We start from the raw sequence: 21,038 nt of genomic DNA on the forward strand, positions 1-21,038 counted from the left end.
TTTATTGAAAATGGTAAAATGTAAGATAGTCTATAGAACATCTAGAGAATAAAAAAGGAGAATTCTATTGTCAGGCAAGAAAAAGTTCTCAGGAACTGTCAAAAATTTTTTTACATCTATTGGAAAATTGCTGACGTTTAATATTAGCACTATCATGTTTGGAGCTCTGCTTTTATACATGATCATTACTGTGGTACTTTATGCTACATCCAGCCATGTAACTACTTATCAGGTTACTACAGGCCCGCTGACTAAGAATCCTGTCTGCACTGCTCTGGCACTGCGCAGCGAAGAGGTGATTACTGCAGAAAATTCCGGATATATCGAATATTATGCTACCGAAGGCATGCAGGTACGTAAGGACGGCTCCGTATACAGTATTTCAAATGAACAGCAGGAAAATACAGCTGTGGCCCTTTCGGACGAACAAATGGAAGAGGTTCGTTCCAGTGCGGAGCAGTTTTCCTATGCTTACAACAGTAATAATTTTTACGATACTTACAGTTATAAATATCAGGTAAGGGGAACGATACTTCAGGCCGCAAAGGCGGAAACTTCCCAAGCTACACAGACATCCGAAGACAGCCAGACTGCTTCTTCAGAGGAAGGGGAAAACACGGATTCTGTAGCCGGAAGTGCAGTTACAGGAAACAGCATTTCGATTGGAAATCAGGATGTATATACGGCGCCAGAGGCGGGAATTGTGGTATATTCAACAGACGGATATGAGAATAAAACCGCGGATAGTCTGGTGGAGGAAGACTTTAATCAGATGGCTTATCAGAAGGAAAACCTGATTACTGGCAATGAGATACAGACTGGAGATTCGGTTTATAAGCTGATTACCAGCGAAAACTGGACATTGATGGTACCTCTTACAGACCAGATGGCTGCTGCTCTGGCAGGAAGGGAATCCATACAGGTAAAATTTGTCAAAGACGGGGAGAGCCAGAACGGTTCTCTATCTATTGTGAATATTGGCAGCCAGAAGGTGGCAAAAATTGAACTGATAAATGGAATGACCCGCTATGCAGGAGACCGTTTTTTGGAAGTAGAGCTGGTTATTAATACTCAGAGCGGATTGAAAATTCCGGTAAGCTCTATTGTGGAAAAAGAATTTTATACGGTTCCACTGGATTTCCTGACCCAGGGAGATAATGGAGACACCCAGGGATTTTTAAAACAGATAGGCTCAGGAGACTCTTCTTCTTCAGAATTTATAGATGCTACCATATACAGACAGGTGGATGCTCAGGGAAATGAGATAACTGAAAATACCCAAGATACCTCCGGTGGCCTGTGCTATGTAGATAAGGATACCCTGAATGAGGGAGACATACTGATCAAGCCAGACTCCGGGGAAACCTTTACTGTAGGACAGGTAGATAATCTTCAGGGTGCTTATAATATCAACCAGGGATATGCCGTTTTCCGGCAGATTAAAATACTGGATCAGAATGAGGAATATTGCATAGTGGAAGAAGGTACTTCCTATGGGCTGAGAGCTTTTGATTATATCGCCCGTGACGGAAGCACTGTGAGCGAGGAAGAAATTTTGTATTCCGGTTCTAATTAATGTACTGACAGAGAAAGGAAGTAGAGAAAATGAGCGTCTGTGATAATTACAGAACTGTAGAAGAAAAAGTAGAAGCTGCCTGCAGAAGAGCCGGCAGAAACCGAGATGAGGTAACACTGATCGCAGTGAGTAAGACTAAGCCGGTGTCAATGATCGAAGAACTGCTCCCCATAGGAGTTCGCGATTTCGGTGAGAATAAGGTCCAGGAGCTGACGGCCAAGGAGGAAGTTTTGCCGAAAGATATCCGTTGGCATATGATCGGCCATCTGCAGAGAAATAAGGTAAAATATGTGATAGATAAAGCCTGTATGATCCATTCTGTAGACAGTCTCAGGCTGGCCTCAGAAATCAGCAAAGAGGCTGTAAAACATGGGATTACTGCAGATATACTTATCGAGGTTAATGTAGCCGGTGAAGAGAGCAAGTTCGGTGTCTCTGTAGAGGAGACCCCTTCCCTTGTTCAGGAAGTCGCAAAACTTCCCGGAATAAAAGTAAAGGGGCTTATGACAATTGCTCCTTACGTGGATGATCCAGAGGAAAACCGGGGCGTTTTCAGAAATTTAAGAAAATTAAGTGTTGACATTGGAGAGAAAAACTTTGATAATGTTACTATGAATGTCCTCAGCATGGGCATGACTGGTGATTATGAAGTCGCCATCGAAGAAGGTGCCACCCACGTACGTGTAGGAACAGGCATTTTCGGAGAAAGAGGAACAGGCATTTTCGGAGAAAGAAATTATAATATAGAAGAATAGGAAATGGAGATTGGAATATGAGTTTTTTAGATAAATTTTTGGATGCAGTTAAGGTGAATGATGATTATGATGATGACGATTTCTTAGATGAAGCAGATGACGATTTCGAAGACGAAAAGCCAAAGAAAAGATTCTTTAAAAAACTGGAAGATGATTATGATGATGATCTGGACGATGATCTTCCGCCTGTAAAGAATACTAAAAAAGAAAAGAAAGAGAAGAAAACATCAGCAGCAACAAAAACCGTAAAGCAGCCAAAAACCCAGAATTCTTCAAGTAAGGTGACGCCTATGTATAGTGTTAAGAAGAAAACATCCGGTTCATCGGCAGGTTCTTCTAATGAAGTATGTGTGATCAAACCAAAGAAATTTGACGAGTCTACAGAGATTGTAGATGCCCTTCTTGATAACTGCACAGTTATCCTGAACCTGGAGGGTTTGGATATTACATTGGCTCAGCATATTATTGATTTCACTGCCGGAGCAAGCTACGCTATTGAAGGAAATATCAAGAAAGTGTCTTCTTATATCTTTATTCTAACTCCAGAAGGTGTGGACATAACCGGAGACTCTCAGGAAATCTTAAATGATATAGCCGGGTCAGCATCTATGTATGAAGGATTTTAAAAAACAGCTATGGAAAAGGACCAATTATTTGAAAAACGTATGATGGAACTGGGTAAGAAGGCCTATTACAGAGGCATTCTTACCTTTTCCGATTTTCTCGACCTGAACCAGCAGAATATACTTCACAGCCTTTCCTTTCGAGATACAGGAGTCCAGGTAAAAACCTTCGGAGGCTATGAGTCAGCGGAGCGTCAGATGGCGGCATTCGTCCCTGATGCTCTTTCTTATGAGCAGGCATATCCTATTGCATGTATAAAGGTCCAGCCTCTGAACAGGAAATTTTCTGAGGAGCTGACTCACAGGGACTATTTGGGGGCTATTTTGAATCTGGGCATTGAGAGGAGCAAAACAGGAGATATCCTTCTGGACGACAGCTGCGGTTATATTTTCTGCTGCGAATCTATGGCGGACTTTCTCACAGAGGAGCTTGTGCGTATCCGTCATACTTCTGTGCAGGCCAGGAGACTTTCCCAGGAAGAGCCTCTTCCTTCACCTAAAAGAGAAGAAATCTCAGGAACCGTAGCTTCTCCACGGCTGGACAGTGTAATTGCTCTGGCTTTTGGCAGTTCCAGAAGCAGCATTCTGGGACTGATAGAAGGAGGAAAGGTTTTTGTAAATGGGAAGAGCGTGGTTTCTAACGGCTATGGGATCAAGGACGGAGATATTGTATCCGTCCGGGGAAAAGGAAAATTTCAATTTGGGTCTGTGACCAATAAAACAAAGAAGAACCGGTATCATGTAATTTTATACCGTTATGTCTGAATGGGAGGAACAGGATATGACAGAACAGAGACTGCTGGTAAAAAGAGAGGGAGATTTTACTTATCCGATTACCTTTTATAGTGACTTTTCTGGTCTGAGCAGAGAAGTTGAAAGCCTGGAGAACCGTGGAAAAAGGCTCTGTATCGTGACAGACAGTCATGTGGCTCCACTCTACCTGGAGACGGTAAAGAAAGAGCTGGAAAAAACAGGGAGAGAGATTTACTCTTATATCCTTCCTGCCGGAGAAGAAAATAAAAACCTGGAAGAAATACAGGGAATCTATGAGTTTCTTATAAATAATCATTTTGACAGGAAAGATCTTCTGGCTGCTCTGGGAGGAGGCGTTGTAGGCGATATGACTGGTTTCAGCGCTGCCACCTATCTTCGTGGGATTGATTTTATTCAGATTCCAACCACCCTTTTGGCCCAGGTAGACAGCAGCATAGGCGGGAAAACAGGAGTTGATTTCAAACAGTATAAAAATATGGTAGGTGCTTTTCATCAGCCACTGCTGGTGTATATGAATGTTGCCACATTAAAGACTCTTTCTGACAGAGAATTTGCCTGCGGCATGGGTGAGGTTATTAAACATGGTCTGATCCGCAGCCGGGAGTACAGCAGCTGGCTTACAGAACACAGTGGGGAAATCCTTTCCAGAGAGGATAAGACCTGTCAGGAGATGATTTATCAGAGCTGTGTGATCAAAAAAACTGTGGTGGAAAATGACCCTACGGAAAAAGGGGAGCGGGCAGTGCTGAATATGGGACATACAGTGGGACATGCAGTAGAAAAACTGAAAGACTTTACTATGCCTCATGGTCAGTGTGTAGCTGTGGGATGTATGGCTTCTGCCTGGCTTTCCAGAAAAAAGGGACTGCTCTCCAATGAAGAGTACCTTGAGACAGCAGAGCAGATGAAATTATTTGGCCTTCCTCTGGCAGTTGAAGGACTGTCTGCAAAGGATATCCTTGATACTACGAAATCTGATAAAAAGATGGAAAAAGGACATATTAAATTTGTTCTCATGGAAAAACCGGGATATGCTGTGGTGGATACCGGAGTGACAGATGAAGAACTGCTGGAGGCCATTGAAAGCATCCGGCTGGAAAACCGGGAGGTACTATGACCATGAATACAGGAAAAAAACGACTGCTGGACTTTGGGATTTTCCTTATTTCCACAGGGATATTAGTGGCTTTTGATCAGTGGACTAAGGCTTTGGCCGTTGCAAATCTAAAGGACCAGGCAGATATCCAGCTGATTTCCGGAGTTTTATGTCTTCATTATCTGGAAAATACGGGTGCAGCTTTTGGAATATTCCAGGACCAGAGAATTTTTCTCCTGCTGCTGACAACGATTATCCTACTCTGTGTCTGCTATGTGCTATGGAAGATTCCTGGAGAAAAAAAATATATCCCACTAAAGATTCTGTGCGGTATGATTACTGCAGGTGGTATTGGGAACCTTATTGACCGGGTTCGTCTGAATTATGTGGTGGATTTTATTTATTTTTCACTGATTGATTTTCCAGTATTCAACGTGGCAGATATTTATGTGACCACCAGTATGATCCTGCTCCTGATTCTTGTATTTTTTTACTATAAAGATGAGGATTTTCAGTTTTTAAAATGGAAGAGAGAAAAATGAAAAGGCTTTGTTTACAGGCAGACCTTTCCTGGACAGGGGAAAGAGTCGATAAATTTCTGGCGGAAGTAATGGAGGATTACTCCCGCTCTTTTTTACAAAAACAATTCAAAGAAGGGAATATTACGGTTAATGGAAAGCCGGCAAAAGCCAGCCAGAAAGTAACAGAAGATGATGAAATCGTGGTTTTTCTTCCGGAGAATCAGGAACCGGATATTGAACCGGAGAATATTCCACTGGATATTCTCTATGAAGATCAGCAGCTTCTGGTGGTAAATAAACCAAAAGGGATGGTCGTACATCCCAGTGCCGGTCACTACAGCGGGACCCTTGTAAATGCCCTGATGTACCACTGCAAAGATAATCTTTCAGGGATTAACGGCGTGCTCAGGCCTGGAATTGTCCACAGAATCGATATGGATACTACAGGGGCTTTAGTAGTCTGCAAGACTGACACGGCACATCAGAGCCTGGCAGAGCAGCTGAGGGTTCACAGCATTACCCGAAAATACAGAGCGATTGTCCATGGAAATATCAAAAAAGACAATGGAACTGTAGAAGGAGCCATTGGGCGTCATCCGGTGGAACGGAAGAAAATGGCTGTTCATGTCCGGGGAGGCAAGGAGGCGGTGACTCACTTTAAGGTTCTTGAGCGGTTCGGCAGTTATACTTATATTGAATGTCAGCTGGAAACTGGGCGGACTCATCAGATCCGGGTACATCTTTCCAGCATCGGCCATCCTCTCTTAGGAGACCAGCTCTATGGACCAAAAAAATGTCCCTTCCCCTTTCTACAGGGGCAGACGCTTCATGCTATGGTCTTAGGTTTTGTGCATCCTACTACATCAGAATATATGGAATTTACTGCTCCTTTACCGGAATATTTTGAAAAATTATTAGTAAAATTAAGGGGAACTCTTTAAAATTTGAAACTGTTAGATTTACTATGTAAAATTTTTAAATTATCTATACATTTTACTCAAAATGGATTATAATATAGAAAAAGCATTAGGAGAGGAGTGTATGGTATGGCAGCAAATACAATAGTTACAATTGCCCGCCAGTATGGCAGCGGCGGACGGGAAATAGGGCTTCGGCTGGCTGAAAAAATGGGTGTCAAATGCTACGATAAGGAGCTGCTGGATCGTGCGGCCAAGGACAGCGGAATATGCCAGGAATTATTTGAACACCATGATGAAAAACCCACCAACAGTTTTCTGTATTCACTGGTTATGGATACCTATTCCTTTGGTTATTCCTCGGCGGCTTTTACAGATATGCCTATTAATCATAAGGTGTTTTTAGCCCAGTTTGATGCTATTAAGAAAATTGCCAGTGAGGAATCCTGCGTTATGGTAGGAAGATGTGCAGACTATGCTCTGGCGGATAATCCCAATGCGATCAGTGTGTATATCCATGCAGATCTGGATAAGAGGATTGACAGGATTTCCAGAAAGTACGAGCTCTCAGCGGCTACAGCTAAAGACCGGATACAGAAAACCGACAAACAGAGAGGCAGCTACTATAATTACTACACCAGTAAAAAATGGGGAGATGCAGACAGCTATCACCTTTGTCTGGACAGCGGTATCCTGGGAATCGAAGGCTGCGTAGAGATGATCCTGAAGGCTATTGAAGTGAAAGATAAGCAAAAAATTCAGGAAAGTAAAAATTAGTCACGATATTCAAAGGCCCCGGAAGAGGATTCTTCCGGGGCACAGTTTTTGTCTTCTATAAAAAATAGGGGCTCAGCCATTTCCCAGGGAATGCCATCCGTTAATATTACTGTTAAGGATCGCAGTAAACATCCGTTCCTTGGTTCCGGGATTCTCTTTTGAAATATCATGGAGAAGCTCCTTGGCATACTGTCTTTTCGTATAGCCATCTACGGGACAGGGGCTTTTTTCGATTTCAATGCCATATTTGTTTTTAAAGCCGATTACATCTGCTTCGTCTACAAAGAGGAGAGGACGGATAACTGTAAGGTCCATCCGGTCCAGATAGGTTTTAGGTGAAAAAGTATGAAACCTGCCCTCATAGATGAGAGAGAGCAGCATAGTCTCTACTACATCGTCCTTGTGGTGAGCATAGGCTACTTTGTTGCAGCCCAGTTCTTTGGCTTTGGCATTGAGAGCTCCTTTTCTCATTTTTGCGCATAGAGAGCAGGGATTGCTTTCTTTTCTCTCCTGAAAAATGATAGGTGCAATCTCTGTCTTTACCAGATGAAAGGGTACATTCAGCTCCCGGCAGAGATTTTCGATTTTATCTGCCTGAAAACCTGGATGCCCCAGGTCCACAGTGATCACCTCTATGGTAAAAGGATTGGGGTAGAAGCGCATCAGTCCGTGAAGGGCATAGAGCATGGTAAGACTGTCTTTGCCTCCGGAAACCCCTACAGCGATTTTATCGCCGGAATCAATCAGATTAAATTCATCAACAGCCTTTCTGGTAAGGCTTAATAATTTCTGTAATTTCATAAAATTTCAGTTCCTTTCAGATGCAGGTTTTGTGAAGCCTTAAGCATCATACCACAGATGCTGAAAAAAAGAAATCATTTTATTGCCGGCGGTGGCCAAATAAATATAAATATTCCCTTGGTTCGTTGCTTTGTGGTATACTATGGAGATATCAGGGAAAGCGGCATGAATTTCTCCCGAGGAGATAAGTCGTGACTGGACCGGCCCTGGAAAATACGACGAAGAAAAGGGGATAAAAAATGAAACTGGTGATCCAGAAAGTCAGCAGCGCTTCTGTGGAAGTAGATGGAACATGTGTGGGAAAGATCGGAAAAGGATTTCTGGTTCTTGCAGGCATCGGCCAGGAGGATACCCGGGAAATCGCAGATCAATACATTAAAAAGATGGTAAACCTCAGGATATTTGAAGACAGCGATGGGAAGACAAACCTTTCCCTGGCGGATGTAAAGGGGGAGGTTCTGCTGGTTTCACAGTTTACGCTGTACGCCAACTGCAGAAAAGGAAATCGACCTAGTTTTGTAGAGGCAGGGGAGCCTCAGATGGCCCAGGAACTCTATGAATATATGATCAAAAAGATACAGGAGACTGTGCCAGTGGTCCAGACCGGCGTTTTCGGAGCAAAAATGAGCGTGTCTCTTGTAAACGAGGGTCCATTTACAATTATACTTGATGAGAATACCTTTAAGCATAAAAAGGACCGTATATAGCTTTACAATAATTTGACTTATGAAAAATATGGTTTTTTCCAGTCTGGACTTGCCGGAACAAGAGAAGGAGGACTGGAAAAGGCCATTTGTATTTAAAGATTAGTTTAGCGGACAAATACAGATTTATCCGAAAAAGTATGGCTTTTTTCCGGAATCTGTGATAAACTACTCTCAAAACAAGGATTTTTGGAGGGATTTTATGGCAAAGCCAATGACCTATCGGGAACAGGAAAAAATTGAAAATACAGTAAAACTTCGGGAATTTCTTCAGGAACTTCCTCCTTATGTCAAGGATTATTTCCGGGCCAAGGAACCGACCACTTCAGACAAAACCCGTTTGTCCTATGCTTATGACCTGCGTGTTTTCTTCCGGTTTCTTCAGGAAACAAATCCGGCTTTAATGTCCAAACCTATGGCTGATATTTCCATCCAGGATCTTTCCAGTCTTCAGCCTGTGGATTTTGAAGAATTTCAGGAATACCTTAAGGCCTATAAGGCTCCTGACAACAAGCTGGAAACCAATTCCCGCACCGGGATTGCCAGAAAAATGTCTTGTCTGCGAAGCTTTTACGATTATCTGTGCAAAAGGCAGTTAATACGGTCTAACCCGGTCCGACTTGTAGACATGCCTAAAATTAAGGAAAAAGCCATTATCCAGCTGGACCCTGATGAGGTGGCCAGTCTTCTGGATTATATAGAAAATTATGGAAATCAGCTTACAGGGGTGAAACTTTATCACTATAATAAACAAAAGTATCGGGACATTGCCATTGTCACTCTCCTGCTGGGAACGGGTGTTCGTGTTTCTGAACTGGTAGGTCTGAACATTTCTGACATTGATTTTAAAAATAATGGAATACGGATACTCCGAAAGGGAGGAAATGAAATGATCGTCTATTTCGGGGAAGAGGTTGAAAAGGCGCTGAAAGACTATCTGGAGATTTCCAGAAATGCCATTACTCCCCTCTCCGGCCATGAGGATGCTCTCTTCCTCTCCGGACAGAGAAAAAGGATCAGTGTAGATGCTGTAGAAAAAATGGTAAAGAAATATGCTTCTGCAGTCTCTGCTAAGACTATCACCCCTCACAAGCTCCGCAGCACCTACGGAACGGCTCTTTACAGAGAGACCGGGGATATTTATCTGGTAGCCGATGTTTTGGGCCATGCAGACGTAAATACAACGAAAAAACACTATGCCAAATTAAGCGACGCCAGAAGGCGCTCTGCTTCCAAGGCAGTGGTACTGAGAGAAAAAACCAACTAGAAGTCAATTAGGGCCTGCCGGACCGGCTCATATCAGAAATATGGCGGTTCCTGCAGGCCCTATGCCCTTTATGGAAGGAGTTTACATTCCGATCAGGTCAAACTGTTCAAAGGAAACTACTACCTCATAATCCTTTTTGGGATTGGGGTATTTGATCTGAACAGATTTCAGTCTCTGGCTGTAATACCAGCCAAAATCAGCTCCTTCGAATTTTTGCCTGTGAAGGAAATGAGGAACTTCTTTTCCGTTTACGGTTACCCAGTAAGGAGATTTTTCTCTGTGAATCATATCAATCTGCATATCCTCTACAGCAGTCTGATAAGCCCCTTCGTTGCGGAAGGAAAGGGTGGTCTGCTCTCCTGCTTTCATGGTAATAAAAGTCTTCAGGAATGCGCCCTTTTCATATTCCATAGTAACGCCGTCGTCTTCATATAAAGTAAAGGCTCCGTCACGTCCTGCCTCACAGAGGATGGAAAGGCCTGTAACCCTCTGAGTAGCGAAATTATCCATTTGATTCAGAGCCATAGGGATAATGGCTCCGCTTCTGACAAACAGAGGAATACTGCTAAGGTCCACATCCAGTTCTGCGGTCTCTCCGCCTTCGTAAGGCATTCTTGTGTAGAAATCAAAGAAACGGTTTTCTTTAGGGAAATAGACTTTTCTGGTTTTGGCGCCTTTTTCTACCACGTTGGCTACCAGAAGAGAGTCTCCCAGCATAAAGTCTACTCCTTCCTCATAGCAGGCCGGGTCATTCTGGAAGGCGCTGCACATTGGCTCCATAATAGGAAGACCTGTCTCATGGGCCCTCTCCATAAGGGAATAGAGATAGGGGAAGAGACAATATCGAAAACGGATGGCCTCACGGATATAGTCCGTACAGTCACTGTACATCCAGGGTTCTGTGACTGTATTGTCTGTATTAGTTGAGTGAATAGAAAATCTGGGCTGAAAGATTCCGTTCTGGATCCACCTTACCAGAAGTTCTGCCTCTGGCGCCGGACCATAGAATCCGCCGATGTCGCAGCCCTGGTTGGCTACACCGCTTAAGCTCATACCCAGAATAGTGGCTATATTATATTTCAGAGAGTCCCAGCAGGTAAGGTTGTCCCCTGCCCAGGTCTGGGCATAGCGCTGGATGCCGCAGTGTCCGGAACGGCATACAATGTAAGGCCGTGTATTTCCAAAAGTCTCATGGATTGCTTCCCCGGTAATATGACACATGATATTGGACATTACAGATTTCAGCTGGCCGATAGTGCCGCCCTTTCCTTCAAAGCTGCAGCGGCAGTCCTTATCAATGAGGCTGTCATACTCGCAGTTATCATTCCATACAGAGCTGGTGCCGTATTCCAGAACATTTTCTTTCAAAAGAGCTTTCCAGTTTTCTCTTGTGGAAGCCTTTGTAAAATCTACGAACATGCCTTTGCCGCCCCACCAGGTTCCGATTCCCGGCTCATCGCTTTCACTGGCCTTGATGAACATATCTTTTTCTTTCATCTCTTCCAGTTTCGGATGGACCAGAAGCATTCCCGGTTTCACATTGGGGGATACACATACCCCTCTTTTCTTCATCTGGGCAAAAAAGTCCTTGGGGTCTTTAAAACGCTTTTTATTCCAGGTAAATGTGCAGCGCTTGATCCCTTCTTCCGTGTCAACGGCACAGTATCCTGAGGAAAGCTGGAATCCGTCTACAGGAATTCCTTCTTCCTTAGTTGTATCGATAAATTCTGTAATGGCATCATCACAGTCTGCTTCTAACTCCGGATAATACATGGAAGAGCCCAGATATCCCAGGGCAGATTTTGGGAGCATTGCAGATTTTCCTGTAAGGTCTGTGTACCTTTCAACAACCTGCCGTATGGAAGGACCGGTGATCAGGAACAGATCGATATCTCCTCCGTCTGTCCGGTAACGGCTGTGCATCTTCCAGTAATTGCTCTTTTCCCTTCCCATATCAAAGTCACATTCATAGGTGTTGTGATAGAAATAGCCTACGGCCTTTTGGGTATTCCGGTTCAGCTTGATGTAAAATGGAATATGCTTATACAGTGAGTCTGTCTCTTTGGGATTATAGCCCATGGCGTCCTTGGGACTCATCCCCATGAATTTCTGTGCCTTGTTAAATTCCCCGCTCTTCTCGCCAAAGCCATAGAAACAATCTTCAGGGCTGATCTCGCAGGTATGTATCCTCCGGTGATTGCTGTCCTCCATATAGGCCAGATCTACAATATCTGCGTGAAGCTGAGTGCCTTCCTTATCATAAACACAGATACGGAAAGGTTCTTTTTCCACGATAACTTTCAGCTCTTTCCCCTGGAGCACTGCCTGATTTTCCTCTTCAGTCAAAACAGCCTGAGCCGCAGTGATACGCTTTCTGTATCCTTTCATAAAATCATCCATACGGTCTTCCCAGGCGGTAGTAACCAGACTATAGGATTCTTCTGAAAAATCACCGTCAAACCCTGCCCGGATACGCAGTATCTGGTCAGTAACAAACCAGATACGGATAGGTACACTGTCGGTCTGTACCGTAAAATAAGAATCCTGCTGTGTTACGGAAGCTGCCTTCAAACACACTTTCATAGAGTTTTCCTCCTTCTTTTTGCTTTAAAACTGGTTTTATGATAATATAATATTGAATTAACACCCAGGAAACTATACAAAAATTGCGTATTTTCTTTCTCTTTTTTACATTTCTTGCTTTATATGGGAGGAAAAAGATGATCGACCAGGCAGGGATTATGATGGCCCAGGGGAAAAAGATTGCCTGTGAACGGATACAGGGAGTGAATGATAATATGGCCAAGTCCCACTATCACGAATATTTTGAACTTTATTATCTGGAAAGCGGACGGCGATTTCATATGGTCCAGGATGAAATGTATGAGATGTATCCAGGCCAGTTTATGATTTTTGCACCATATATCATGCATCGCTCCTTTGGAGATCAAAATATGCCCTTTAAAAGACTGGTGCTGTATTTTCAAAGTGGAGAGGTTCTGTCCGAAGAACTGAGAAAAACTGTTGAAGCGGGAGTAGGTGTTTACAGACCAGACAGGCAGGAAGAAACCTTCATACACAGAATACTGGGAAATATTCTGGAGGAACAGCAAAAGCCAGAGGTTTTTTCTGATGAATATATGGCAACCCAGCTAAACGGACTTCTCCTGCAGATTGCCAGGAAGCTGGAAAAGCCGGAACGGGTAAAAAAACTGGACAGGATCGGAGAAGTGCTCCATTTTATCCACACGAATTTTGATAAAGAGATCAGTCTGGAACAGCTTTCCCGGACTTTTTATCTCAGCCCCTATTATCTCTGCAGGGAATTTAAAAAGCATACGAACACCACTATTGTCCAGTACCTGAACGTGACCCGGATCATGAATGCTCAGCGGAAGCTCATGGAGACTAACCAAAGTATCACCCAGATCAGCAGGGAAACAGGATTTTCGAATATCACGCACTTTAATCGGGTTTTTAAAAGCATTACAGGAGTGTCCCCTACCCAATTCAGAAAACAGTTATAGTCGAGATCTTCCTGGTGCATTTTATAGCGGTAGGTCCGGATAGGGTTGTTTTCCAGATTGATCACATAATCATGTTTGGGCATTTCCCGCACCCAGAGCTCCTGCTTTTTGTCATCCCAGGGATACCAGAACATTTCATAACTGCTGAGAGCCGTCCGGGTAGCCATGGGAAGGCAGACCCAATAAGGTTCTACCTGATCTTTGATCTTTTCAAAGGTTCTTTCGATATACTCTGTAGTCACTGTATACTGGGCTTCAAAGTCCTGATGAAAAACGCCAATGGATTTTTCGGGATAGTATTTATTCCGATAGTCCAGTACCAGATTTAAAAGCAGACCGCTGTCCTTTCCTCCGGAAAAGGAAACATAGATGTTGTCAAATTCTTCAAAGAGAAGTTTAAAACGGTCCATCAGAGCTTCATACACATTCTGTTCCAGATATTCACGTACCATTTATGTATTCCCCCTGTGCTAAATTTCCATAATTTCCCAATTCCTATGAAGGATAATTTAGCACATAACGGGAGAAAATTCAACTGAGTTCCCGGTTTTTCGACCTTTTCCGCACCTCTTCCAGGTCCTTTAAGGTATCTACAGAGAGACTTTCTCCTTTGGCTACCGGTATCAGATAAAGAGGCTTTCCGTAATCCAGAAACCGGAGGGTATCAATGCCCTCTGTCCGTTCCAGCTGACCGGGAGAAGAGTTTTTATAAAAATCCAGCATCTGCCGGCTGTATCCGATGATTCCCACATGTTTGTAGTAGATGCAGTCCAGAGTGCCGAAGGGACAGGGAATAGGTGTTCTGGACATATACAGCGCCTTGTAGCTGCTGTCAAAGACGACTTTGATATTGGAAGAATCCAGAACCTCTTGGGGACTGGTCACCGGCATAATGATGTTGGTGCCGAACTCTGCCTCGTCTGGAAATCTTTCCGGTACTGCCGCAGCAATATTTTCCCAGGATATCAAAGGTTCGTCCCCGTTGATCTGTACATAAAAATCAGCCTTTATCTGTTCTGCAGCTTCCCCAAGCCGATGGGCGGCGCACCGGTGGGTATCCTTTGTGAGGATTACAGGAATCTGCCGTTTTTCACAGACCCGGAGAATTTCCATACTGTCTGTGGCCACCCATATTTTCTGCAGATTTTCCGCTTTTCTCGCCCGCTCATAAACATGCTGGATCATAGGTTTTCCATTAATGTCCATTAATGGCTTCCCCGGAAGCCTGGAAGAGCCGTATCTGGCAGGAATGATTCCTACTGTCTCCATGGTATTTCCCCTTTCTGGATCATAGTTTAACAAGATGTCCGGTCCTATTGGAACTGTTTTCCCTGTGTTACCAGCTCCAGCTCTCTTCGCAGTTCTTTTTCTGTTTTTATATATTCTGTCAGTCTTTTTTCCGTAGCTGCCAGGATACCTTCCAGCATACGGATCTGTATCTGGCTGTCCGTAAGCTCTTCTATGGAAACCGGTACGGAAGTATCTTCCTGACTCTGGGAGCTTATAAATCTCTCTGCCATTTTTCTCACCTCTTCCCTGGCTGGATAAAAATATAGGGTGTGTGCGCTGCTGCCTTCCCGAATGGAGACAGGTACCATCTGGAAAAACTTTTCTTTTTCTCCCGGCTGGTACATCTGGTAATTTTTTCGGGAGTTCAGATAGAGGACTCCCAGTAGTTCAACCTCCAGTTTCCAGATATCCTCGCCGTTTTCCGGTTCCTTCCTGCTTTCTTGGCATTCTTCAAAATCATCTTGTATACAAAGGACTTTTCCTGTAAGCTCTTCCCGGTTTTGGGAGATTTTCAGCTTTTTATTTTCGGGCCAGTGGATTTTTGCCAGATTTTCAAGCTGGACCTTATTGGCTCCCCGGCACAGGATTCCCTCTGCACCCAGATACGCTCCCAGCCCAAGGGCAGTATAGTAAGAGCCGTCCCAGTGAAAGGTCTGTTCATAGAGCCCATTAAAAATCAGGGTATCTGAAAATTCCCGGCGGATCTGGTTTACCCCTGTGGAGCTGACTGTGGACAATATTTCCGGAAGCTTTTCAAAAACAAATGGCAAAAGCTCCGAGGGAAAAGGCTCCTTCAGGACCTCACAATGGGGAAAGAGCCTGGGATAATAGAGGATATCATCGGGATGGGGCTTTATGAGCACCTGCTTCCCCCGTAAATAATAGTCAAATACATGCTGGTAGATGCCCTTCTGCTCACCTAAAGTTAGCTGGCCCAGATTGGCAAACTGCTGAGTCAGAAGAAGCACCTGGGCACAATCTCCTTTTTTGGAGGGCAGACGAAAAAGCCTGCGGATATTTTCCTGGATTTCCGGGGACAGCCTCAGAAAGTTTTCCAGGACCTGAAAATCTTGTGCTTTTTCGTCCTGAAATCCCGGAAGCTGTGCTTTTTCATCATAATATTTTCTGGTGATCCAGGGACTTTTATGGTCATAGAGATGATATTTCTCTATAAGCCCATATCTGGCAGGAGAAGATTTCTTGTGGATATCTGCCAAGACCCAGGGGCGGCTTAAGGCTCCGCTTCCGTCCTCAAACATCTCAAAAGAAATCTCTTTGGAAATCAGCCAGACCTGAAGGTAAGTGTGGATTCCTGCGATCAAAAGTTTTTCAAATTCTTCCGGAGCATAGGGGATAGTCTTCTGGTATTCTTTTTCTATCTGGCCGAGGATCTCCTCTTCTGTACCTTTGTACCCTCCAAAACGGAAAAGAAATATCTGGTCAAAAAATCCCCGGCTTTCCAGCTCCTGGTACCAGGGCATCCGTTCGGTGATATAATTGCCCAGGAGCAGCACCGCTTTTTTATCCCGGTAAAAGACCTGGCGGTGGATGATACATTCTAAAATCTGATAAGATGACAGCGCCTGATATAAAATCATGATCTTCCCTCCCAAATTCCGGCTTTTTTCATAACTTCTTCCACAGATTCCATAACTGCCTTTTCCTGGGTGGCGAAAAGATCCCGCCCAAAGATATAGCCGCTGAAATACTTCTTTATCCAGAGGAGATTTCTGGAAAAATACTGGAAGGGCATATAGGCGTCATGGCCGGAAATATCCAGCATATAGGGGAAGTTTCGGAAGTGCTGCTGATATTCCTTTACAAAATCCAGAGCCCCCTGATGGATTTCCTGATTTTTCTTATAATTCTCTACTTCAGGAATGTCATAGAGGAACCGTCCCTCCCTATCAAATCCCAGAAAGGTAGGAGTACAGGATTGGGTGAGGATTTCAAAGAAAAAGGAGTTCAGCCGGTTATTCTCTTCCTGGTGAGCGTCATGAAGGCCTTTATTATACATATTGGAAAAGATATAGGTCTTTACTTCTTCTTTCTGGATCATAGCCGCCATATAAGTGTCGTTTACATTTCTGGCGGCAGCCAGGAGACAGTGAACCTGACAGTCCAGCTTATATACTTGTTCCAGAAGATATTTTACCTGTAGGACATTATTTCCTGACCAGCCTACATCTACTACAGCTACAGACCGGGCGGAGCCGGTTTTTCTGGTGAGATACTGCCGGATCCGCTCTTGATCCCGGACATAACAGTTCTCAAGCTCTTCCCAATGGTCTATCAGAAGCTGTCGGACGATCTTTTCATTTTCAGGAGTCAGAAACTCCTCCTCTTTTATCCGGTAATCGGAAAGGTATTTTTTCAGCACACCAATGCCAGTCTGTTCAAAAAGAGTTCCGATTTTTGACTTGTAAAGGGCATTGGCCTTGTGGTGAATGATCTGAAGAAGGTAAGGATGCCGGTTTTTTCCTACAATGGTCTTTACCACTCCAATCCTGGACCAGAGGACATATTCCGTGGGAATCTCCGGATACATGGACTGAAAGACCTTCTGATACAGGTCCCCCTCCCGGGCCAGAAACAATACTTTTTCGATTTTGTGCTCCTGGATATAGCGAAAGATCCACTGACAGAATCCCATAACGTAGATTCCCGTATAGACAAATCCTACTTCATAATAAGGACTGTACTGTCTGGCGCCGCTGTGCAGCTTTGCATTGACGATCCCTCGGTAGGCAGAACCTGTCAGCCGTGACATGTCCCTGGCCCGGAAAATATTGCCTGCTTCATTTACATTCTGGTAGAATCGGGTATCCAGTCCTTTTTCCTTTGCCCTTTCTATATCGGAAAGCCGGTTGTCCCCTATATGGACCATCTTTCCCGGATACTGTTCTTTTAGCACCTCATACAGGCCGCCGTTTCCTTTGGAACAGTTATAGTCACAAGACACCATAACACGGTCAAAATCTTCATAGCCTTTGGCGGAAAGGAGACGAGAAAGGAGTTCCCTGGGCAGATACATATCGGACAGGGCCACCAGGGTCTTTCCTTGAGCGGCCAGGATATAAAAAACTTCCTGCATATAAGAGTTGGGATAGCAGAGCTCGTGTTCCAGAGAAAATTCCAGATCCGCTCCTGCCTTTGGATCTATGCCGGTCTCCTGGGCCACCAGTTCATAGATTTCTTTGAGGGTAACTTCACGGTTGCCCCGGAGAAGCTGATTTTTCCTCCTGGCCTCTTCTTCTGCCCGTATGCGGATTTCTGTAAAATTCATAATGTCCAGCTTCTCTCCCACAAGCATGAACAGATCTGAGGGATTAGAGAAGGGACGGAAAAGCAGAGTATCAAAGACATCAAAGGAGATTACATCATAAGGCATCAGGCCTTTGGCAAAGTTCATTACAGAAACCCGGTTGGAAGCCTGGGATTCCGCCCCCTTTTCAAAAAGCCTCCCGCTGTTTTTCTTCGTGAACTTTTCACCTGGTGCCGTAAGTTTCAGTCTTCTGGGAAATTCCTGATAGGTTTTTCCGTTTTTTGTATATTTCAGCAGATAAGAATAGGCGGTTCCGCTTTTAAGCTCTTTATCCGCATAACCAGTCTCCCTGGTCTGTATGAGGAACCGGTAGCTCCCGCCCTCTTCTGATCGATAGAGATTATAATGGAGGGCCCCGGAAACTGGGGTCCAGGAAATCTCCGCGATTCCCTCTTGGGGAAAGCTTCCCCGGAAATCCCTGCTGCCCTCCAAAGTTCCGGCTTTTCTGGATTTTTTCGAGTGTTTTCCAGAAGCATCAGAGAAAATCCCTTCTCCTTTTAAGGCCAGTTTTTTCATGAAAAAGAGTTCTTGGTTCTGCACTGTGGATACGGTGAGAACCTGGGAAAAATCGCTGTACCTGCTGCCGTCCATAGAGACCTTGAACTTAAAAAAATACATCTGGTCCTGCTTCAGATTTTCTACTTCACAAAGATGATTTCGTGTCTTTTCCTGGAACCTGTAGTGAAGGCCGTCCTGAGAGACATAGAGATTGTAGCAGCAGGCTCCGGGGATCCACTCCATCCGGATTTTTGCTTTGTTATCTTTCAGTTTTGCCAGGGTCAGAGTATGGAGTCTGTTTATCTGGCTTCTCCGGTATTTCCAGGACAGGGCAAGGAGTATCAGCCAGTGTTTAAACCGGCTTCTCTGGTGTTCTTCCAGGTGTCCCTGAACATAGGTTTCATAGGCCCTTTGCACCCTGGGATTTTTTCTTACAAATTTTTCATAGAACCAGTCTTTCATTCTGTTCTCGCCTCCTGTCCCCAGAGGGCTTCCTTACATTCTTCCAGGTTCCCTTTTTTCTTCAGGAGCAGCTCCGCAAACTCTCTTACAGCCCCTTCTCCGCCTCTGCTGTTTAAAACACAGGTACAGGAGTCCTGGACTTCTTTTACAGCATCCCGGGGACAGGCGGTGACTGCAGTAAGGCTCATGGCGCCCAGATCATTTAAGTCGTCACCTATATAGGCAGCTTCTTCCCGGCTGACCTGCCTCTCCCGGAAAAATTCCCGGAGAAACTCCTTCTTCTTTTTTACATTTTGGAAGACATAGGGAATCTGAAGCTCCCGGGCCCTTTGGGTTACACAGAGGCTTTCCCTGCCGGTAAGGATCACTGGCTGAATGCCTCCCTGCCGGGCCAAAAGGATCCCGGCTCCATCTTTAATGGAAAATTTTTTCGTTTCATTGCCCTGGCTGTCCAGATAGACGCCTCCGTCAGTCATGGTACCGTCTACATCCAGGATCAGATACCGGATTTTAGTCCAGTCAATAAACTCTGCCCTCATCTACATTTCCTCCTCATAAGCGGAAGGAGTTACAAAAGTAAGCCGCATCTTTCCGCCAAGCTTTTTCAGTTCCCGGGCAATCTTCCGGTTATCACCCAGAGGGGCGCTGGCAAACCTGCCGAAGTATCCTTCCAGATAGTTTTCTTCTCCTTCAATATAGCCGTCAAAGCCCGCCAGAGCCCCCTCTCTTACCCCCAGAAGGAGAAGAAGCCGAAGAAGCAGGATACCACTGTTTCCCCGTTCTGTTTCTTCCTGGGACAGACGGTAGAGATTGATCACATGGTCGTCTGGCCGGATACCTGTGGTAATGTTGGAAGTAAGGATTACCTGAACCCCTGGTTTTCTCAGAGAACGATATTCCTGAAACCGTTTGGAATTACTGAAAAAGGCATATCCTTCTTCCTGATGGTCGTAAAAGAAATTTACAGAGATAGGAACAGGCCTATGGGCTCTTTGATAATCTTCCACCTGCTTCCGGTATTCTTTAAGGCCGGGGCCAGGGGCCAGAAGAAGTGCTTTTTTATCTCGGAAAGCTTTCCGCAGAGCATCCAGGGTCTTTTCATCAGAAACGGTGTGGTTTTCATACTGGTGGTACAGGTATTCTATATAGTTCTGGTCAAAGGCGCTTTTTTTCTCTTCCGGTATCATCTGAAGGATACGGTGCATATCCCGGGAGGAAAGAGCACCTTTCGTAAGGAGATATTCTGCATAATTCCGATGGAGATTGTACTTGGCAGAAAGAAAATATTCTGCCATATATCCCCAGGGTTCCTGTTTTTTGATAGGAGAGATATATTCTTCAATGGCGTCCAGCACCGGGTCTATGTCATAGGACTTCCCGAAATGTTTGTTCAGATAGTCCATGATCAGTTCTATACAAAGATTTCCGGGAACCCGCCCCATGCCGTTTAAAGAGGCGTCCAGGACGCAGCTTCTTGCCTGCTCCCGCATTTTCAGAAAAGACTGAGCCAGAGAGAAGGACTGGGCCATATTTTCGTGGAGATGGAGGCCAAGGACAATGTCTTTTTCCAGATTGTTTTCACAGAGAGAATAGATCCTGGTCAGTTCCCTTCCGGTCATGGAGCCGAAGGTATCCACAATGGAAAAGCCGTAGGGATGAAGCCGGTTTACCTTTTCCAGCAGCTTTAGAAGCTGCCGGTCTGAATATCCCATGATATTGATGGGATTCACAAAAAGCTGATAGCCTTTCTCCTTAACCTTTTCACAGAAAACAAGTCCCTCTTCGATATCATAATCATGAAAGGTCACCCGAATGATATCAATACTTCCGTCACAGGGCTCCAGTTTTTCTACATCGTACTGATTATGGAGCGCCATGGCCGCAAATCTGGTGCTGCCTGAATTGGCAGGAAGGATTTTCTTCAATTTCTTTATAGATGGAAACAGAGTTTTGTCTTTGTCCCAGGTACAGTTCCGTAAAAATCCCACTTCTATGATATCGGTCCCTGCCTCTGTAAGCCGGGATGCAATGCTTCGGATAGTCTTTTCTCCAAACCCCCATTGGTTGATGTATCCTCCATCCCTGAGGGTACAGTCCAGTAATCTGATATTTTCCATAGAACATA

General features: G+C 44.5%; 18 protein-coding genes and 1 pseudogene. 11 read left to right on the top strand and 8 right to left on the bottom strand.

The window, feature by feature from the left end:
• The first annotated feature begins 67 nt into the window (after positions 1 to 67).
• The 8 genes from B5G00_RS02225 to B5G00_RS02260 all read left to right on the top strand — a co-directional run bounded on the left by B5G00_RS02225 (position 68) and on the right by B5G00_RS02260 (position 7,039).
• Positions 68 to 1,576, top strand: coding sequence for an HlyD family efflux transporter periplasmic adaptor subunit (locus B5G00_RS02225; RefSeq protein ID WP_087267862.1), 1,509 nt, complete (start codon positions 68 to 70; stop codon positions 1,574 to 1,576).
• A 29-nt stretch (positions 1,577 to 1,605) separates the two neighbouring features.
• Positions 1,606 to 2,331: a YggS family pyridoxal phosphate-dependent enzyme gene (locus B5G00_RS02230; RefSeq protein WP_087267865.1), complete on the top strand. Its 726-nt coding sequence runs from the start codon at positions 1,606 to 1,608 to the stop codon at positions 2,329 to 2,331.
• A gap of 17 nt (positions 2,332 to 2,348) precedes the next feature.
• Positions 2,349 to 2,957, top strand: a complete 609-nt coding sequence (locus tag B5G00_RS02235; protein ID WP_087267868.1) for a cell division protein SepF — start codon at positions 2,349 to 2,351, stop codon at positions 2,955 to 2,957.
• Positions 2,958 to 2,966: 9 nt separating this feature from the next.
• Positions 2,967 to 3,719, top strand: coding sequence for a YlmH family RNA-binding protein (locus tag B5G00_RS02240; RefSeq protein ID WP_087267871.1), 753 nt, complete (start codon positions 2,967 to 2,969; stop codon positions 3,717 to 3,719).
• A gap of 16 nt (positions 3,720 to 3,735) precedes the next feature.
• A complete protein-coding gene (gene aroB, locus B5G00_RS02245) occupies positions 3,736 to 4,845 on the top strand; it encodes a 3-dehydroquinate synthase (protein WP_087268494.1) in 1,110 nt (369 codons plus the stop codon).
• Positions 4,846 to 4,847: 2 nt separating this feature from the next.
• Positions 4,848 to 5,366 (top strand): signal peptidase II, encoded by a 519-nt coding sequence (gene lspA / locus B5G00_RS02250; RefSeq protein ID WP_087268500.1) that lies wholly within the window; start codon positions 4,848 to 4,850, stop codon positions 5,364 to 5,366.
• A complete protein-coding gene (locus B5G00_RS02255; protein ID WP_087268497.1) occupies positions 5,363 to 6,286 on the top strand; it encodes an RluA family pseudouridine synthase in 924 nt (307 codons plus the stop codon). Before lspA ends, B5G00_RS02255 begins: the two co-directional genes overlap by 4 nt.
• Positions 6,287 to 6,391: 105 nt before the next feature.
• Entirely contained in the window at positions 6,392 to 7,039 is a 648-nt protein-coding gene (locus B5G00_RS02260) for a cytidylate kinase-like family protein (RefSeq protein WP_087267874.1), read from the top strand.
• 72 nt (positions 7,040 to 7,111) lie between these two features.
• Here B5G00_RS02260 and B5G00_RS02265 read toward each other — a convergent pair whose 3' ends face one another.
• Positions 7,112 to 7,840, bottom strand: coding sequence for a tRNA lysidine(34) synthetase (locus B5G00_RS02265; protein ID WP_087267876.1), 729 nt, complete (start codon positions 7,838 to 7,840; stop codon positions 7,112 to 7,114).
• Between the two features lie 239 nt (positions 7,841 to 8,079).
• On the opposite strand from B5G00_RS02265, the gene dtd reads away from it, so the two are divergent.
• Positions 8,080 to 8,547: a D-aminoacyl-tRNA deacylase gene (gene dtd, locus B5G00_RS02270; protein ID WP_087267880.1), complete on the top strand. Its 468-nt coding sequence runs from the start codon at positions 8,080 to 8,082 to the stop codon at positions 8,545 to 8,547.
• Between the two features lie 199 nt (positions 8,548 to 8,746).
• Complete coding sequence (locus tag B5G00_RS02275; RefSeq protein ID WP_087267883.1) at positions 8,747 to 9,811, top strand: tyrosine-type recombinase/integrase; 1,065 nt, start codon at positions 8,747 to 8,749, stop codon at positions 9,809 to 9,811.
• A gap of 81 nt (positions 9,812 to 9,892) precedes the next feature.
• On the opposite strand, the gene B5G00_RS02280 is transcribed toward B5G00_RS02275, so the two are convergent.
• On the bottom strand, positions 9,893 to 12,394 hold the full coding sequence (locus B5G00_RS02280) for a glycoside hydrolase family 31 protein (protein WP_087267887.1): 2,502 nt from the start codon (positions 12,392 to 12,394) through the stop codon (positions 9,893 to 9,895).
• Positions 12,395 to 12,531: 137 nt separating this feature from the next.
• On the opposite strand from B5G00_RS02280, the gene B5G00_RS02285 reads away from it, so the two are divergent.
• Entirely contained in the window at positions 12,532 to 13,338 is an 807-nt protein-coding gene (locus B5G00_RS02285; protein ID WP_087267889.1) for a helix-turn-helix domain-containing protein, read from the top strand.
• A gap of 2 nt (positions 13,339 to 13,340) precedes the next feature.
• Here B5G00_RS02285 and B5G00_RS19740 read toward each other — a convergent pair.
• The 6 genes and pseudogenes from B5G00_RS19740 to B5G00_RS02315 all read right to left on the bottom strand — a co-directional run.
• A pseudogene (locus tag B5G00_RS19740) lies at positions 13,341 to 13,790 on the bottom strand (phosphoadenosine phosphosulfate reductase); the annotation flags it as partial.
• Between the two features lie 79 nt (positions 13,791 to 13,869).
• The gene (locus tag B5G00_RS02295; RefSeq protein WP_087267892.1) at positions 13,870 to 14,607 is read right to left on the bottom strand and encodes a 3-deoxy-manno-octulosonate cytidylyltransferase; all 738 of its coding nucleotides are present in this window, start codon (positions 14,605 to 14,607) and stop codon (positions 13,870 to 13,872) included.
• A 44-nt stretch (positions 14,608 to 14,651) separates the two neighbouring features.
• Positions 14,652 to 16,226, bottom strand: coding sequence for a polysialyltransferase family glycosyltransferase (locus B5G00_RS02300; RefSeq protein WP_087267895.1), 1,575 nt, complete (start codon positions 16,224 to 16,226; stop codon positions 14,652 to 14,654).
• Positions 16,223 to 18,913 (bottom strand): HAD family hydrolase, encoded by a 2,691-nt coding sequence (locus B5G00_RS02305; protein ID WP_087267898.1) that lies wholly within the window; start codon positions 18,911 to 18,913, stop codon positions 16,223 to 16,225. Before B5G00_RS02305 ends, B5G00_RS02300 begins: the two co-directional genes overlap by 4 nt.
• On the bottom strand, positions 18,910 to 19,452 hold the full coding sequence (locus tag B5G00_RS02310) for a KdsC family phosphatase (protein WP_087267900.1): 543 nt from the start codon (positions 19,450 to 19,452) through the stop codon (positions 18,910 to 18,912). Before B5G00_RS02310 ends, B5G00_RS02305 begins: the two co-directional genes overlap by 4 nt.
• Complete coding sequence (locus tag B5G00_RS02315; protein WP_087267903.1) at positions 19,453 to 21,030, bottom strand: aldolase catalytic domain-containing protein; 1,578 nt, start codon at positions 21,028 to 21,030, stop codon at positions 19,453 to 19,455.
• Between the last annotated feature and the right edge of the window lie 8 nt (positions 21,031 to 21,038).

The organism is Blautia sp. An46, assembly GCF_002161645.1.
In the GTDB taxonomy this organism is placed as follows: Bacteria; Bacillota; Clostridia; order Lachnospirales; family Lachnospiraceae; genus Blautia; species Blautia ornithocaccae.

Excerpts from the sequence above, each read along its gene's own strand:
- B5G00_RS02230 (WP_087267865.1), top strand. The coding sequence starts at position 1,606 with ATGAGCGTCTGTGATAATTACAGAACTGTAGAAGAAAAAGTAGAAGCT.
- B5G00_RS02235 (WP_087267868.1), top strand. The coding sequence starts at position 2,349 with ATGAGTTTTTTAGATAAATTTTTGGATGCAGTTAAGGTGAATGATGAT.
- B5G00_RS02240 (WP_087267871.1), top strand. The coding sequence starts at position 2,967 with ATGGAAAAGGACCAATTATTTGAAAAACGTATGATGGAACTGGGTAAG.
- aroB (WP_087268494.1), top strand. The coding sequence starts at position 3,736 with ATGACAGAACAGAGACTGCTGGTAAAAAGAGAGGGAGATTTTACTTAT.
- lspA (WP_087268500.1), top strand. The coding sequence starts at position 4,848 with ATGAATACAGGAAAAAAACGACTGCTGGACTTTGGGATTTTCCTTATT.
- B5G00_RS02255 (WP_087268497.1), top strand. The coding sequence starts at position 5,363 with ATGAAAAGGCTTTGTTTACAGGCAGACCTTTCCTGGACAGGGGAAAGA.
- B5G00_RS02260 (WP_087267874.1), top strand. The coding sequence starts at position 6,392 with ATGGCAGCAAATACAATAGTTACAATTGCCCGCCAGTATGGCAGCGGC.
- B5G00_RS02265 (WP_087267876.1), bottom strand. The coding sequence starts at position 7,840 with ATGAAATTACAGAAATTATTAAGCCTTACCAGAAAGGCTGTTGATGAA.
- dtd (WP_087267880.1), top strand. The coding sequence starts at position 8,080 with ATGAAACTGGTGATCCAGAAAGTCAGCAGCGCTTCTGTGGAAGTAGAT.
- B5G00_RS02275 (WP_087267883.1), top strand. The coding sequence starts at position 8,747 with ATGGCAAAGCCAATGACCTATCGGGAACAGGAAAAAATTGAAAATACA.
- B5G00_RS02280 (WP_087267887.1), bottom strand. The coding sequence starts at position 12,394 with ATGAAAGTGTGTTTGAAGGCAGCTTCCGTAACACAGCAGGATTCTTAT.
- B5G00_RS02285 (WP_087267889.1), top strand. The coding sequence starts at position 12,532 with ATGATCGACCAGGCAGGGATTATGATGGCCCAGGGGAAAAAGATTGCC.
- B5G00_RS02295 (WP_087267892.1), bottom strand. The coding sequence starts at position 14,607 with ATGGAGACAGTAGGAATCATTCCTGCCAGATACGGCTCTTCCAGGCTT.
- B5G00_RS02300 (WP_087267895.1), bottom strand. The coding sequence starts at position 16,226 with ATGATTTTATATCAGGCGCTGTCATCTTATCAGATTTTAGAATGTATC.
- B5G00_RS02305 (WP_087267898.1), bottom strand. The coding sequence starts at position 18,913 with ATGAAAGACTGGTTCTATGAAAAATTTGTAAGAAAAAATCCCAGGGTG.
- B5G00_RS02310 (WP_087267900.1), bottom strand. The coding sequence starts at position 19,452 with ATGAGGGCAGAGTTTATTGACTGGACTAAAATCCGGTATCTGATCCTG.
- B5G00_RS02315 (WP_087267903.1), bottom strand. The coding sequence starts at position 21,030 with ATGGAAAATATCAGATTACTGGACTGTACCCTCAGGGATGGAGGATAC.